Annotated in this window: 12 protein-coding genes; 5 read left to right on the forward strand and 7 right to left on the reverse strand. The window is 39.5% G+C overall.

What is annotated here, in order from left to right:
• Window positions 1-123 precede the first annotated feature (123 nt).
• Window positions 124-1,584, forward strand: coding sequence for a Gfo/Idh/MocA family protein (locus NY014_RS04020; RefSeq protein ID WP_259413247.1), 1,461 nt, complete (start codon window positions 124-126; stop codon window positions 1,582-1,584).
• 29 nt (window positions 1,585-1,613) lie between these two features.
• Here the strand turns inward: NY014_RS04020 and NY014_RS04025 are convergent, their stop codons facing one another.
• From NY014_RS04025 to NY014_RS04045, 5 genes are all read right to left on the reverse strand, one after another.
• Window positions 1,614-3,239 (reverse strand): OmpA family protein, encoded by a 1,626-nt coding sequence (locus NY014_RS04025; protein WP_259413248.1) that lies wholly within the window; start codon window positions 3,237-3,239, stop codon window positions 1,614-1,616.
• A gap of 1 nt (window position 3,240) precedes the next feature.
• Window positions 3,241-4,212, reverse strand: coding sequence for a deoxyhypusine synthase family protein (locus NY014_RS04030; RefSeq protein WP_259413249.1), 972 nt, complete (start codon window positions 4,210-4,212; stop codon window positions 3,241-3,243).
• A 92-nt stretch (window positions 4,213-4,304) separates the two neighbouring features.
• Complete coding sequence (locus tag NY014_RS04035) at window positions 4,305-4,901, reverse strand: OmpH/Skp family outer membrane protein (RefSeq protein WP_259413250.1); 597 nt, start codon at window positions 4,899-4,901, stop codon at window positions 4,305-4,307.
• Between the two features lie 94 nt (window positions 4,902-4,995).
• Window positions 4,996-5,898: a histone deacetylase family protein gene (locus NY014_RS04040; protein ID WP_259413251.1), complete on the reverse strand. Its 903-nt coding sequence runs from the start codon at window positions 5,896-5,898 to the stop codon at window positions 4,996-4,998.
• 55 nt (window positions 5,899-5,953) lie between these two features.
• On the reverse strand, window positions 5,954-6,514 hold the full coding sequence (locus NY014_RS04045; protein ID WP_259413252.1) for a hypothetical protein: 561 nt from the start codon (window positions 6,512-6,514) through the stop codon (window positions 5,954-5,956).
• 76 nt (window positions 6,515-6,590) lie between these two features.
• Between NY014_RS04045 and NY014_RS04050 the strand changes: the two genes are divergently transcribed.
• Window positions 6,591-7,034, forward strand: coding sequence for an AlbA family DNA-binding domain-containing protein (locus NY014_RS04050; RefSeq protein WP_259413253.1), 444 nt, complete (start codon window positions 6,591-6,593; stop codon window positions 7,032-7,034).
• Here the strand turns inward: NY014_RS04050 and NY014_RS04055 are convergent.
• Complete coding sequence (locus NY014_RS04055; RefSeq protein ID WP_259413254.1) at window positions 7,017-7,382, reverse strand: phage holin family protein; 366 nt, start codon at window positions 7,380-7,382, stop codon at window positions 7,017-7,019. The genes NY014_RS04050 and NY014_RS04055 overlap by 18 nt on opposite strands.
• A gap of 128 nt (window positions 7,383-7,510) precedes the next feature.
• Between NY014_RS04055 and NY014_RS04060 the strand changes: the two genes are divergently transcribed.
• Window positions 7,511-8,260 carry an acyl-CoA desaturase gene (locus tag NY014_RS04060; protein ID WP_259413255.1) on the forward strand — a complete coding sequence of 250 codons (750 nt, stop codon included), beginning with the start codon at window positions 7,511-7,513 and terminating at the stop codon, window positions 8,258-8,260.
• A 158-nt stretch (window positions 8,261-8,418) separates the two neighbouring features.
• A complete protein-coding gene (locus NY014_RS04065) occupies window positions 8,419-8,748 on the forward strand; it encodes a BlaI/MecI/CopY family transcriptional regulator (RefSeq protein WP_259413256.1) in 330 nt (109 codons plus the stop codon).
• 82 nt (window positions 8,749-8,830) lie between these two features.
• Here NY014_RS04065 and NY014_RS04070 read toward each other — a convergent pair whose 3' ends face one another.
• A complete protein-coding gene (locus NY014_RS04070; RefSeq protein ID WP_259413257.1) occupies window positions 8,831-12,058 on the reverse strand; it encodes a S41 family peptidase in 3,228 nt (1,075 codons plus the stop codon).
• Window positions 12,059-12,227: 169 nt separating this feature from the next.
• Between NY014_RS04070 and tyrS the strand changes: the two genes are divergently transcribed.
• Window positions 12,228-13,523: a tyrosine--tRNA ligase gene (gene tyrS / locus NY014_RS04075; RefSeq protein WP_259413258.1), complete on the forward strand. Its 1,296-nt coding sequence runs from the start codon at window positions 12,228-12,230 to the stop codon at window positions 13,521-13,523.
• Window positions 13,524-13,637 lie beyond the last annotated feature (114 nt).

Consider the following 13,637-nt stretch of genomic DNA (forward strand, 5'->3'; position numbering starts at 1 on the left):
GAATAAAATCAGAGAAATTAGGCTCCGTCCATCATTTCATTTGGTATTTAATCCTAAAATCAAAAGATTTATCTTATCAATTTTAATAGTTTAGAATACTTCAAAAACTGAGATAATTCTGATATGAAAGGAAATTCAAACAAGCCGGAAAATTCAAGAAGGAGCTTTATCAAAGGAACCGCTTTGGCAATGACTGGATTCTACATTGTTCCTCGTCATGTTTTAGGCGGACCGGGCTATGTAGCGCCCAGCGATAAGCTTCGAGTAGCAGGAATTGGTGTCGGAGGAATGGGATACAATGATGTAAGTGGAGTCTTTCGAAGTGGGAAAGCAGATATTGTAGCTCTTTGTGATGTGGACGACACAAGAGCAAAAAGAAGCCGAGACGAGCATCCAAAAGCGGCCTATTATAAGGATTTCCGAGTCATGCTAGAGAAGGAACAGAATAATATAGATGCAGTCACTGTGTCCACGCCTGACCATATGCATGCAGTGCAAGCTATGATGGCGATGAAAATGGGAAAGCATGTCTATGTTCAAAAACCCCTCTCCCATGACATATATGAAGCTAGAATGCTCACTGAAGCTGCTGAAAAATACAAGGTCGTTACCCAAATGGGAAATCAAGGTTCATCTGGTGATGGAGTCCGAAAAATGGTGGAATGGTATAATGCCGGACTTATCGGTGAGGCTACTAAAGTTTATTCCTGGACCAACCGACCTGTTTGGCCACAAGGTATTCCCTGGCCTACAGAGGCACAAACGCCACCAGCAGATTTAGATTGGGACCTTTGGCTTGGTACTGCACCCTATCGAGATTATGTCGGCAACCTTGTTCCATTCAATTGGAGAGGATGGTGGGATTATGGAACAGGAGCATTGGGTGATATGGCCTGTCATATCATGGAGCCTCCTTTCCGAGTTTTGGGTCTTGGTTATCCGAAATCCGCAGAATGCTCAGTCGGTTCTGTATATGTTGGGGAATTTCAAAGAGGATACTTCCCGGATAGTTGTCCTCCATCCTCACATATTACCTTGAGGTTTGATATGCCAGGTGGTAGGGAGCTAGAATTCCATTGGATGGATGGAGGAATACAACCTACTAGACCTGAGGAACTTGAACCAAATGAAGTAATGGGAGATGGTGGGAATGGGGTAATTATCGAAGGAACCGCTGGTAAAATGATGTGTTCAACCTATGGAATTGACCCAAAACTTCTACCAACATCCAAAACCCAATACATTCAAGTCCCAGAGACAGAATATCGAGTTCCGGGTGGAGATAGAGGTCATTATAATAATTGGGTGGAAGCTTGTATAGCAGGTCATGGTTCTGAAGAGTATAAGCGTCTGAGCTCTCCATTTAGTGTGGCAGGTCCTTTGACAGAATCTGTCTTGATGGGAAATCTAGCTATCAGAAGCTATGATTATCGAGTACCAAGACCTGGTGGAAATGCAAACCAATTTGACTATCCTGGAAGAGGAATAAAACTGGTTTGGGATGGGCCGAATATGAAAATCACCAACTTCGAACCGGCTAATCAATTTGTAAAAAGGACTTATCGAGAAGGATTTAGCCTTTAAGCAAAAAGCCCGATTAAATCGGGCTTTTTTTAGTTTTCTACAGTAATCTCTACTCGTCTATTTTTACTTCTTCCAGCTTCTGTGGCATTAGAGGCGATTGGTCTTGTACCTCCCCAACCTGAAATACGAAGACGTTCAAAAGCCACACCTTTTTCGAACAAATAATCCCTAACGGATGTAGCTCTATCCAATGAAAGAGCCTTATTTAATCCAGGATCTCCAGCATTATCAGTATGGCCGCTAATCCGAATGATTACCTCCGGATTCTCATTTAAAAATTTGGCAATTTGATCAAGGAACTCCATCGTAGCGCTCCCTTCTAATTCAGAAGTACCCCGCTTAAAACCAACTTGATCCAGGAGAAGACTATTTCCAGCTTCAGCTCTTGTCATCAAAATCACATTGGGTTCATTTGTTCTCAGGGAAGAAATTGAAACTGTGACAGGAAAGAATTGAGGAGCTTCAAATCTCAGGAAATTAGCATTTGATTGGATATCCGATAGCTTGATTGTTCTAGAATCTAAAGTTTGACTAGATACGCCCTCTCCAAAATAAACCGTAAAATCTTCAACACGCGTCCTGTTTTTTTGATCTATCACCAGCCATCGCAAAGGTTCTTCTTCAATTGCTACCTCCTTTTCTTCTAATCGCACTTCAGGAATTCCTACAGCATTTGAAGGAAAAATTGGTTTAAGCTCCGATACTTTTGTCGTAGACTCATTTTGTTCAGTTTGGGCAATTGCAACCGTAGAAGGAGCTTCAAATTCAGCAGGAATTTCCAAATCAACAGGCTCTTTAAACGTTACTAAATCTGCAAATCCATCACTGTTTTGGGTAGTGGTCCAAACAACTTCCTGGTCTGAAATGAAAGTAACCGAACTTTCAGACCCTGCACTATTCAGTTGAACCCACTTTTCTGGAGCACTCCACTGATCAAAATCATCAGAAAGCTTTTTGGCAATGAAAATATCTTTTCCTTCCGCTCCTACTTGCATATTGGATGAAAAATAAAGGAGGTTTGAATCAGGGTCAAAAAAGGGGCTGATTTCCTGTCCAGGAGTATTAATCACATTGCCAAGGTGTTTTGGTATTGACCATTGAACAGGAGCAATTTTTTCACTTACATAAATATCCTCATTGCCTCTGCTATCCTCCCTTTTACCGGATAAAAAAATCAACTTACCGCCTTTAGCAACCCTTCCAGATATTTTTCCTTCAAGATCAGAAAGCCCTTCCATTGAAATCGGACGAAGGAAATTCCAATCACTTCCAAATTTCGAATATTGAAATATTCCATTTCGCTCAGACCCTTGATGGTAAACCAACAAAGTCAAAAGGTCCTCTAATCCCAAAGCAATATCATAACCCGAAGTACTTAAATCAGGTCTATGAGTAGCTTCTGACCAATTTCCATCCGCATCTTTTTTGGTCATCCAGATATCTCCTGGATCAGTGATTCCACCTAAATTTTGAAAATGGTTAGCCCTTGTAAACAAAAGCACCCCATCACCAATCCAAACAGGATTTTGGTCATCCTGAGGACTATTTGCTCCAGATAAATTTTGAATCTCTTGGGCTTTTACAATGGTTGAAATAAAAAAAGCAAGCAGAGAAACTCTGCCTGCCTGAATAATGTACGAATTAAGTTTTTTCATTTTACTGATCTAATACAATAGCAAACACCAGGGGTGCTACAATGGTGGCATCCGATTCGATAATGAATTTTGGAGTGTCCAAACCAAGTTTACCCCAAGTAATTTTCTCATTAGGAACCGCGCCAGAGTAAGATCCATACGATGTAGTGGAATCTGAGATTTGGCAGAAATAACCCCAAAGAGGCACATTATCCCGCTGCAAATCCTGATGTAGCATAGGTACCACACAAATTGGAAAATCTCCTGCAATACCACCTCCGATTTGGAAGAAACCGACTTTGCTGTCTTCGGTAGCATTTTTGGTGTACCATTCAGCCAGAAACATCATGTATTCAATTCCAGAACGAACAGTATGGACATTCTTTACATCCCCTGATATCACATGTCCTGCAAACATATTGCCAAGCGTAGAGTCTTCCCATCCTGGAACGATGATTGGAAGATTCTTTTTGGCTGCTTCTAAAAGCCAGGAGTTTTTAGGGTCGATTTGGAAGGAATCATCCAACTTTCCTGAAAGAAGGATTTTGTAGAAAAATTCATGAGGAAAGTAAGCCTCTCCTGCTTGATCGGCCTTAACCCATTCTTCCAAAATCACATCTTCAATTCTTCGCATAGCTTCCATTTCTGGAATACAGGTATCTGTTACCCGATTCATATGCCGATCCAACAAATCCTGCTCTTGCTCAGGAGATAAATCACGGTAATTTGGAATCCGCTCATAGTAGTCATGAGCAACCAAATTGAACACATCTTCTTCCAAGTTAGCACCGGTACAGGTAATGATTTGAACTTTATCTTGGCGAATCATTTCTGCCAAAGAAATTCCCAATTCAGCGGTGGACATCGCACCAGCTAAAGTGATCATCATCTTTCCGCCTTCATCCAAATGTTTTTTATACGCATCAGCCGCATCAATCAAAGCTGCTGCATTGAAGTGGCGGTAATGATGTTTCAAAAATTCCGTGATCTTCATGATATGTGTTTTTTAAAATTGAGGCACAAAAATACCTAAAATAAGGCATAAAAAAACCCGGACTAGCCGGGTTTATGATTTGTTGATTCAGATTATTGTTCAGTCGTCGTTGAAGAAGCGTATTCTTCATTTAGTCCAGTAACAACCTCTTCAGTTAAATCCAAAGCTCCTTTACCGTACCAAACTGCTCCACCTCGGGTATAACTTAGAATAAGATCCAAGCCTTGCTCTTCAGCATATTTTTTCAAATAAGCCTGAACTTTGTCATAAACCTCGCTGTAAAGGGAAGACTCATCAGTTGCTAATTCCTGCATCAAATTGTCCCGATACGTCATCAAATTTTGTTCTTTTTTCAAAAGCTCTTCTTGTTTTGCTCGCTGCTGATTTGGTGTCATATTTCCACCAGTTTGCTGGAAATTAGCAACCTCTTGCTCAAATCCACGGGCTCTACTCTGAAGGTCTCCTTCGAATTTCTTTCCTTTTTCAGTCAACTCCTCTGATTTCGCTTTGAAGTACTCATACTTACTGATTACACTATCTGTATAAACATAGGCTACTTTCAAATCTGAAAATGAAGCGTTTGCTTCAGGTTGTGATGCTGTTTCGGTAGTCTCAGTTGCTTTAGGCTGACATGCAATCGCTACCAATAAAATTCCAAAGGATACAAAGATGGGTAATACTTTTTTCACGATTAATTCTTTATAGTTGACAAGGGCGCAAATATAAAGAAAGAATTGATTTTCCAAGAGTCTGAAGCCCTTGCCTACTCTTAAATAATCCTAATCAGAAAAATAACTCCTGTGCTAATCGGTAAACCTGAGCATGAGCTTCGATAATATGTCGAATCTGAGGACTATAGCCTCCTCCCATGCAGCACATGATTGGGATCTTATTTTTTCGAGCTAAAGAAAGTACCAAATGGTCACGTTTTTGAACCCCAGCCAAACTCATTCCCAATCGACCTAATTTGTCGGTCTTCAAGACATCCACCCCGGACTGATAAATAATAAATTCAGGCTCCAACTTTTCGATCAATCTAGGAAGATGATTTTCCAATAATTTCAAATAAGCTTCATCCCCTATTCCATCTGGTAATTCAATGTCCAGATCAGACTTTTCTTTTCGATGGGGATAGTTCTTTTGTCCATGCATACTAAAAGTAAAAACCTCGGACCTTTCTTGAAAAATGGATGCTGTCCCATTTCCTTGATGCACATCCAGATCGACAACCAGTACTTTTTGAACTGAACCGGAGGATACTAAGAAATCTGCTGCCAAGGCTATATCATTCAATAAACAAAACCCCTCTCCACGATCAGCAAATGCATGATGGGTCCCACCGGCAATATTCATGGCTATCCCATTTAATAAAGCAAATTGTGCAGCTTGAACAGAACCACCCATTATTAGGATTTCTCTTTGGACCAAAGCTTCACTTAAAGGAAAACCGGTAGCACGCTCTTCTGATCTACTTAGGGTTAGGTTCTTTAATTTTTGCCAATAAACCGGATCATGAACTTTGATGATTTCCTTTTCCTCCAATGCATTTGGCTTGAAAAAATTCGAAGACGTGACAGTTCCTTCATAGACTAGCTGCTCCGGAAGCAATTCATACTTCTCCATTGGGAAGCGATGTCCTGGAGGCAAAGGATGAGCATATTCGGGTGACCAAGCAATTTTAAGCATAAAAAAAACGCTTGATTTTTAACAAGCGTTAGACTGAATTGTTCCAATCAATTTTTTAAACATCCTCTTCCTCAGATTGAAAGGAATACATGGTTTCATCCAATTGAAGTGTATCATCATTAAATTCCAAGATAAATTTCTGAATGACCGAATCGTCAATATGATCCACATTCAAAGCGACATCTACACCTATCCCATAATCATGATGGGTATCGATATCGACAAACTCTTGGACTTTAACAGATTCCTCCTCTTCGATCTCCATGATCATTTCGGTAATAAACCAGCCGATCTCTTCTTCTTCACTCGTCAATGGAATTAAATTTCCATTTTCGTCTTCTTCATAGCGGATCCCGTTAAAATCCGGGAATTTCTTAGCAGCCTCATGTTCTGCTAATTCATATACCTCACTTGCATGATGAAGTCTTAGTGTATAAAGCGCTGCATCATAGATGACTTCCTTACCTTCGTACATGCCAATAAAATAGAAATTGACATATTCATCAGAATTCTCTGCTTCCGGAACCAAGTAGTAAGGCTTACCTGAAGCTTCTAGAGAACTCCTAAGCTTGTCGATTTCTTTTGGATCAAATCCTGGGTTTTCCAACGAATTCATTATTGAGCGTTTTGTATTTGACTAGAAAGTTAACTTTCTCTAACTAATAACAAAGAAAATTGATAGCAAATCACTGATGAATAAAGATAAATTTGAAAACTTCGACCCTGAAACCTTTCAATCTCTTCTAAAATCCAAAGAAGATACCCGCCTAGACAGAAAATTAAAGATCACTTCACGTGAAAAAATTGCGAAAACCATCGCAGCCATGGCTAATACCGAAGGAGGACAATTATTGGTAGGAATTTCAGATCATGGAAAGCTGATTGGGATAGATCCTGAAGAGGAGATGTACATGATCCGAACAGCTAATGAAAAGTATTGCCATCCTCCAGCTAAGCTTAGTTTTCGGACAATTCAATATTTAGATTACGATACCAACCCAATAGAACCTCTAGAAAAATACTTCCTAATTGTGGGCATAGCTAAGTCTCCAGGAATTAACTGCTTTGATAAAAAAGGAAATTCGAAATACTATGTCAGAAAAAATGATCGGACAGTATCAGTTGTCCGCACTTAGGCTATTCCCGAATAGTGAATTGATAATACTCAATACTACTGCAAACAAAAGAGCCCACCAAAAATTGTCAACCACAAATCCTGGAATAAAGTAATCAGCAATCATGACAGTAAGTGCATTGATTACTAATAGAAATAAACCCAATGTGACGATCGTTAATGGAAAGGTTAGGATGATCATCAAAGGTTTGATGGTGATGTTGATCAGGATTAAAACAGCGGCCAACAAAAAGCCAGTGATCCAAGAATCAATGTGAATACCAGGTAACAAAAATTGGGCAATCAATACGGCGATTCCGCCTAGGATAATTTTCACCAAAAAAGAGGGTGTTTTACTTTCAGAGCTCATGATTTTTGTCAGTTTTCACTTCTAATTTATTCAATTCCAACAAATATTCACCACTGCTCAAATTCCTTCTCTGCATTTTACAAGATGATCGTCTATATTTGTCAAAAACCAATTTAATTTAAATACGAGTGATTATTATTATTTTCTTCCTATTACACTGGTACTTCTCTTTATTCTGCCAGAGTTTCTTCCTACACCGTTATGCCGCCCACCAAATGTTTGTCATGAATAAATATTGGGAGCGGTTTTTCTATCTTTTCACCTGGATATGGCAAGGTAGCTCATACCTTTCACCAAGGGCTTATGCAATTCTTCATAGAATGCACCATGCATACAGTGATACGCCTAAAGATCCTCATTCTCCACATCATACAGAGAACTTGTTCACTATGATGTGGAAGACAAAAAATATTTACAACGATTATTTCTCATTCAGATTAAAGCCAGAAGAGCGTTTTTCAAAAGACATCCCAGACTGGAAATCCTTCGACAAGTTTGCCGATAACATGGGAGTGCGAGTAGCATGGGGGCTTCTCTATGTATTAATCTATGTACTTTGTATTTCAGTATTTGAACTTCCAGGTACGCACTGGTGGATGTATTTCTTGCTTCCAATTCATTTCCTAATGGGACCTGTTCATGGAGCTATCGTGAATTGGAGTGGTCATAAGTATGGTTATGCAAATTTTGATAACAACGACAAATCCAAAAACAGTCTTCTATTGGACGTGTTGATGCTTGGAGAACTTTTCCAAAATAATCACCACAAGCTACCAAATCGTCCAAATTTCGCTGTGAAATGGTATGAATTTGATCCTACCTATCCTATTGTAAAACTCCTGCATGCATCGGGAATTATCCGATTGAGGACAGCATAAAAAAGAAAGGAGCCCAGCGCTCCTTTTTTTATTTCATTGATTTTTAACGAATTAGAAAATTCTTTAACTAAATAGTATTACTAATTCGATTATTTTTTTTGGAATTAAGAAACTAAAGCCATAATTTTCTGACAATTAAAAACTTAACACAAACACCTATGAAACCATTAACTAGAGCAGAAGAGGAAATCATGCAAATCCTCTGGGATATCGAAAGGGGATTTGTTAAAGATATCCTAGTCCCTATGCCGGAACCCAAACCAGCATATAACACTGTATCAACAATCGTTCGTATTCTGGAAAGAAAGGGCTTCGTAAGCCATAAGTCTTATGGAAAAAGCCATGAGTATTTTCCAATTGTATCAAAGGACGAGTATCGAACCTTCATCATCAAAAAAATGCTTGAAGGATACTTTGATAGTTCATTCGCTAAGTTGACAAAGTTCTTCAAGGAAGACGAAACACTTAACAACAAAAACTATCAATAATTAGTAAAACGTAATTTTGGGTTAAGCATTAAAAAAGGCTGGTAGAATAATCTACCAGCCTTTTTATTAAATACCGATGGAATTAATTTCCAACGTCCTTCAGTAGTTCTTCCACGGCCTTTTCCAATTGCTGATCAATTCCTTGGTCAATTTTACCTGGCATATTTTTCACCTCAAATTGAGGTCTTGTCTCATTATTCTCCAGCCATTCTCCTGCTTTATTTTTAGCAGAAACCGGAACAGCACCCCAACGAACTCCATTTGGCAAGCCTTCCCAGCCAGCAAAAGAACATGTTCCCGGAGTAGGCATACCAACAGTTTTACCAATATTCAAATCGGTGTATCCACAAGCAAAGCAATGACCATCTGAATAATTTGCTTCATTGAACATTGCCAAAGTTGGCTTAGTCCATCTTGCAGTTGGTTCATAGCCAAATTCCTTGGCAGTGGTTGCATAAGTCAAAAATCGCTCACCAGTAAAGAACATAGCCAAGTCGGCAACCAAGTCTCCCCCACCATTAAAACGTGTATCCACGATAACTCCATCTGTATCATGGTATTTACCCATCATTTCCTCATACACATTTCGATAAGGACCATCACTCATGCCAGGAATATGCACATATCCCAATTTCCCATTACTAAGCCTAGTTACTTCCTCCTGATTCTTCTTCACCCATCGCTTGTAGAGCAAGCTTCCCTCTTCACGCAGAGAAATTGGCTTAATAGTTATTTGCTGCACATTTTGTCCTTGAGCATCGCTCACTTCCAATAAGGTGAATTTATCTTCTTTCCTATTAAGAAGTTTCGCAAAGTCAACGGCTTCTGATATAGCTTCACCATCGATTTTTTGGATAATCATTCCTGGCTGAATATTCAAATCAGCTTTATCTAATGGCCCTCCGGAAATTACTTCGGTAATTTTAATACCATTTCCTTCATGCCCATAATCCCAGAAAATCCCCAAAGAAGCGGTTTGATCCGGCATTGGAATACTTCTGGAAAAGCGTGCTCCTGAATGGGAAACATTTAACTCACCAAGCATTTCGGAAAGCATTTCCGCGAATTCATAATTGTTCCCAATATGTGGAAGGTATTTCTCATAGTCGACACGCGCTTTTTCCCAATCCACCCCATGCATTTCAGGAGTGTAGAAGATTCCTTTTGTTCGCTGCCAAACATGATCAAAAAGATGAGCCCATTCTGCTTCTCTATCATAGGTCATTTCATCTTTAATCTTAATTGACTCTCGTTTCATAGATTCAGGATTAATCTTGGAAATGGAGCCATTACTCAAAAGGAAAAGACTTTTCTGATCTTTATCCCACATCAAGCTTCCAAAATTCGTGTCCAAAGAAATCTCTTTTTTGGTCTCTTTGGTTCTTAAGTTTGTTGACCAAAGATCATAGCCTTTTTCAAATCGAGAAAGGTAAAAAAGCTTTTCCCCATCCTTACTCAAAACAGCATCACCTAGCATGCTGCTATGAATAGTCAAACGGGCTTTTCGGTCTTCAATTCCTTTCCAATCAAATTTTATTGCTTCGACCTTATCATCTTTTGATTCTGACTTGTCTTTATCAGCATCTTTTTCGCTTTCCTTGGTTTTCTGTAGTTCTTTCCAGAGTTTATAATCATCCTCATTCAGATTAAACAAATCCCAAGAAGCTTTATCAAAGAATAGCGAATAAACGTCTCGTTCACTTCGACCGGAAGTAGCATAACTACGCAAGCCATCCCTATTGGTAAACCACAGCATTTGCTTTCCTTTATTTACCCAAATCGCACGTCCATCATCATAACCGCTCTCTGTCAAGTTTCGAAAAGGCTCCTTTCCACTTGCATCCAAAAGAACCACCTCACCATTTACCATTGTTGGATTGTAGGTCGCCAATAACCATTTACTATCAGGGCTCCATGTGAAGTACTGATCTCCATCTCGCATATGCAACAATTCATCTGGAGAAAGAAGGGTCACTTTTCCCTTACTTTCCAAATCCAAAACGACGATGGACCTTCTATTTTCTACATAAGCTAATTTTTTTCCGTCAGGTGAAAGCTTAGGTAAATATGCGTCTACATCCAATTCCAACATAGGGCTCTCTTTGATCAAGGTAGATGCAAAAAAGAAGGGTTCTTCAGCTCGTACCTTTTCAGCTTTTAAAATTTGCCATCTACCATCCCGCTCACTGGAATAAAGAATATATTTTCCATCTGGAGAAAATTCAACAAACCGCTCCTGCTCTGGTGTTTCAGTAATTCTTTTTGTCAAACTTCCATCCACAGAAGTAACGAACACCTCTCCTCTAGCAATAAAGGCAATCTCTTTTCCATCGGGAGAAATACTCATTTCACTTACTCCCCCATTGATAGAAATAAAATTATCCGGATTGGAAATCGCTTGAGTCAAAAGCTTCACGGAAACTTTTTGAGGTACTTCACCATCTCTTAGCGTGTATAATTCGCCATCATAGCTGAAGCTCATTAAGCCATTCTCAGAAGCAGTCAAAAATCTGATTGGAAAATTCTCAAATTGCGTTAAAGCCCTGACTTGAGAAGGATTTTCCAAAGGCATCGCAAAAACATTGAAACTTCCATTCTGCTCGCTTAGGTAATAAATTTCAGATTCATCTGAAGAGAAAACAGGATTTCGGTCTTCGCCATAAAAAGTGGAAAGCATTTGGTGTGTATTAGAACTAGCATCATACATCCAAATATCCCGAGCAATTCCCGATTCATGATGTTTTCTCCATTCGTTTTCCCCTCCTTTTTTATCATGATAAATCATTTTAGAGCCATCCTTGCTACTTTGAACATACTCTGCAGGAATAGTCCATATCTGATCGACGCGACCACCTGTTACAGGGACTTGGTACAATTCCGGTTGGGAACCTGTAGGATATTGTCTATGAGCGGCAATATCCATTCGTTGCGCACCAAAAATCACATGAGTACCATCCGCAGAGAAATCATAAGGGGTTTCATCGTTGGAATGAAAAGTTAATCGCTCTGCAGGCCCACCCGTAGCATCCATTATGAAAATATCAAAATTCCCATAGCGATCTGAAGCAAAGGCAATCTTTTGACCGTCATTACTCCAAATGGCCTTGTAATCATGAGCTTCATGAAAAGTCAATTGTTTAGCCTCTCCGCCTTTACTTGGGACAGTAAATAAATCTCCTTTATAGGAAAAGACTATCTGACTACCATCTGGTGAAATAGCAGGATATCGTATCCATTGTGGATTTGCTTGACCCAAAACCATTTGGCATAGCATTACCGAAAGAACTCCTAAAAGACTGATTTTTTTCATTTTTATAATCAATAAGATGTCGCACCGAAAGTAAGAAAAAAGAGACTCCATAGCTAACAAACTTATTTTAGAACCAAGAATTCAATTTTAAGCCAGGAATGCCTTCTATTTTCTTTCCATCCCTAAGCCAAGCGTCCTATATTTGCAGGCTAAATACCAAAAGGCAAAAATGAATTCATTTATAGAAGAACTACGCTGGAGAGGAATGCTCCAGGACATGACTCCTGAAATTGATGAACACCTAAATAAAGGGATGGCAGCTGCATACTTGGGTTTTGACCCAACAGCAGACTCATTGCACATTGGCCATTTGGTTGGCGTCATGACGCTTTTGCATTTTCAGCGTGCTGGTCATAAGCCTTTCGCATTGGTAGGTGGAGCGACCGGAATGATTGGAGATCCCTCTTTCAAGTCTGCAGAGCGAAATCTTCTGGACAAAGCCACCCTAGACCATAATGTTTCCTGCATCCAGAATCAGCTTTCTAAATTCTTGGACTTCTCTTCAGCTTCTCCAAACAAAGCTGAACTAGTCAATAATTACGATTGGATGTCTGAGTTCTCCTTTTTGGATTTTATCAGGGATGTGGGTAAGCATATCACTGTGAACTACATGATGGCTAAGGATAGCGTCAAACGCCGTCTGGAAGAGGGAAGCGGCTTATCTTTTACTGAGTTTTCTTATCAATTGATCCAAGGATATGACTTTTACCATCTTTGGAAAAATAAAAACTGCACCGTTCAATTAGGGGGATCCGATCAGTGGGGAAATATTGTCACTGGAACTGAGTTAATCCGTCGAATGGGAGGCGGTTCAGCTTATGCCCTAACCGTTCCATTGATTACCAAAGCAGATGGAAGCAAATTCGGAAAAACCGAAAGTGGTTCAGTTTGGCTGGATCCTGAGAAAACGTCGCCTTATGCATTCTATCAATTCTGGCTGAATGTATCGGATGAAGATGCATCAAAATACATCCGAATCTTCACCACCTTGGACCGGGAGACAATAGAAAACTTGGAGAAGTCGCATCAAGAAGCACCTCACTTGCGGATTTTACAGCATGAAATCGCTAAGCAGGTAACTATCATGGTACATAGTGAAGAGGACTATTTGATGGCTCAAAAAGCTTCTCAGATTCTCTTTGGAAAGTCTTCAACCGAAGATTTGGCTACGTTGGATGAAAGAACCTTTTTGCAAGTGTTTGAAGGAGTACCTCAGGTAAAAATCTCGAAATCCCAATTCGAAGAAATTTCAACCGTTTTGGATCTTTTTGGTGAAATGACCCAAGGCGTCATCTTTTCATCCAAAGGCGAAGCAAGGAAATTGATTCAAGGAGGTGGCCTAAGTATCAATAAGGAAAAGCAAACTGATCCAAACGGAGCTTTCGATTCCAAACTGCTACAAGGAAAATACCTATTGGTTCAAAAAGGAAAGAAAAACTATTTTATCGTCGAAGTGACAGAATAAATCAATCCTTAATTATGGGCCGAAATAAGAATTTCGGCCTTTTTTAAAAATTGAACTTGGTTTAATTCATTTTTTTGACCAAGGTTTAATATTTTCACATAGCAAAAGAAATTT

The sequence above is a fragment of the Algoriphagus limi genome (genome assembly GCF_024919275.1).
Lineage (GTDB): Bacteria > Bacteroidota > Bacteroidia > Cytophagales > Cyclobacteriaceae > Algoriphagus > Algoriphagus limi.

Coding starts and splice junctions, on each gene's coding strand:
- NY014_RS04020 (WP_259413247.1), top strand. CDS start 124: ATGAAAGGAAATTCAAACAAGCCGGAAAATTCAAGAAGGAGCTTTATC.
- NY014_RS04025 (WP_259413248.1), bottom strand. CDS start 3,239: ATGAAAAAACTTAATTCGTACATTATTCAGGCAGGCAGAGTTTCTCTG.
- NY014_RS04030 (WP_259413249.1), bottom strand. CDS start 4,212: ATGAAGATCACGGAATTTTTGAAACATCATTACCGCCACTTCAATGCA.
- NY014_RS04040 (WP_259413251.1), bottom strand. CDS start 5,898: ATGCTTAAAATTGCTTGGTCACCCGAATATGCTCATCCTTTGCCTCCA.
- NY014_RS04045 (WP_259413252.1), bottom strand. CDS start 6,514: ATGAATTCGTTGGAAAACCCAGGATTTGATCCAAAAGAAATCGACAAG.
- NY014_RS04050 (WP_259413253.1), top strand. CDS start 6,591: ATGAATAAAGATAAATTTGAAAACTTCGACCCTGAAACCTTTCAATCT.
- NY014_RS04055 (WP_259413254.1), bottom strand. CDS start 7,382: ATGAGCTCTGAAAGTAAAACACCCTCTTTTTTGGTGAAAATTATCCTA.
- NY014_RS04065 (WP_259413256.1), top strand. CDS start 8,419: ATGAAACCATTAACTAGAGCAGAAGAGGAAATCATGCAAATCCTCTGG.
- NY014_RS04070 (WP_259413257.1), bottom strand. CDS start 12,058: ATGAAAAAAATCAGTCTTTTAGGAGTTCTTTCGGTAATGCTATGCCAA.
- tyrS (WP_259413258.1), top strand. CDS start 12,228: ATGAATTCATTTATAGAAGAACTACGCTGGAGAGGAATGCTCCAGGAC.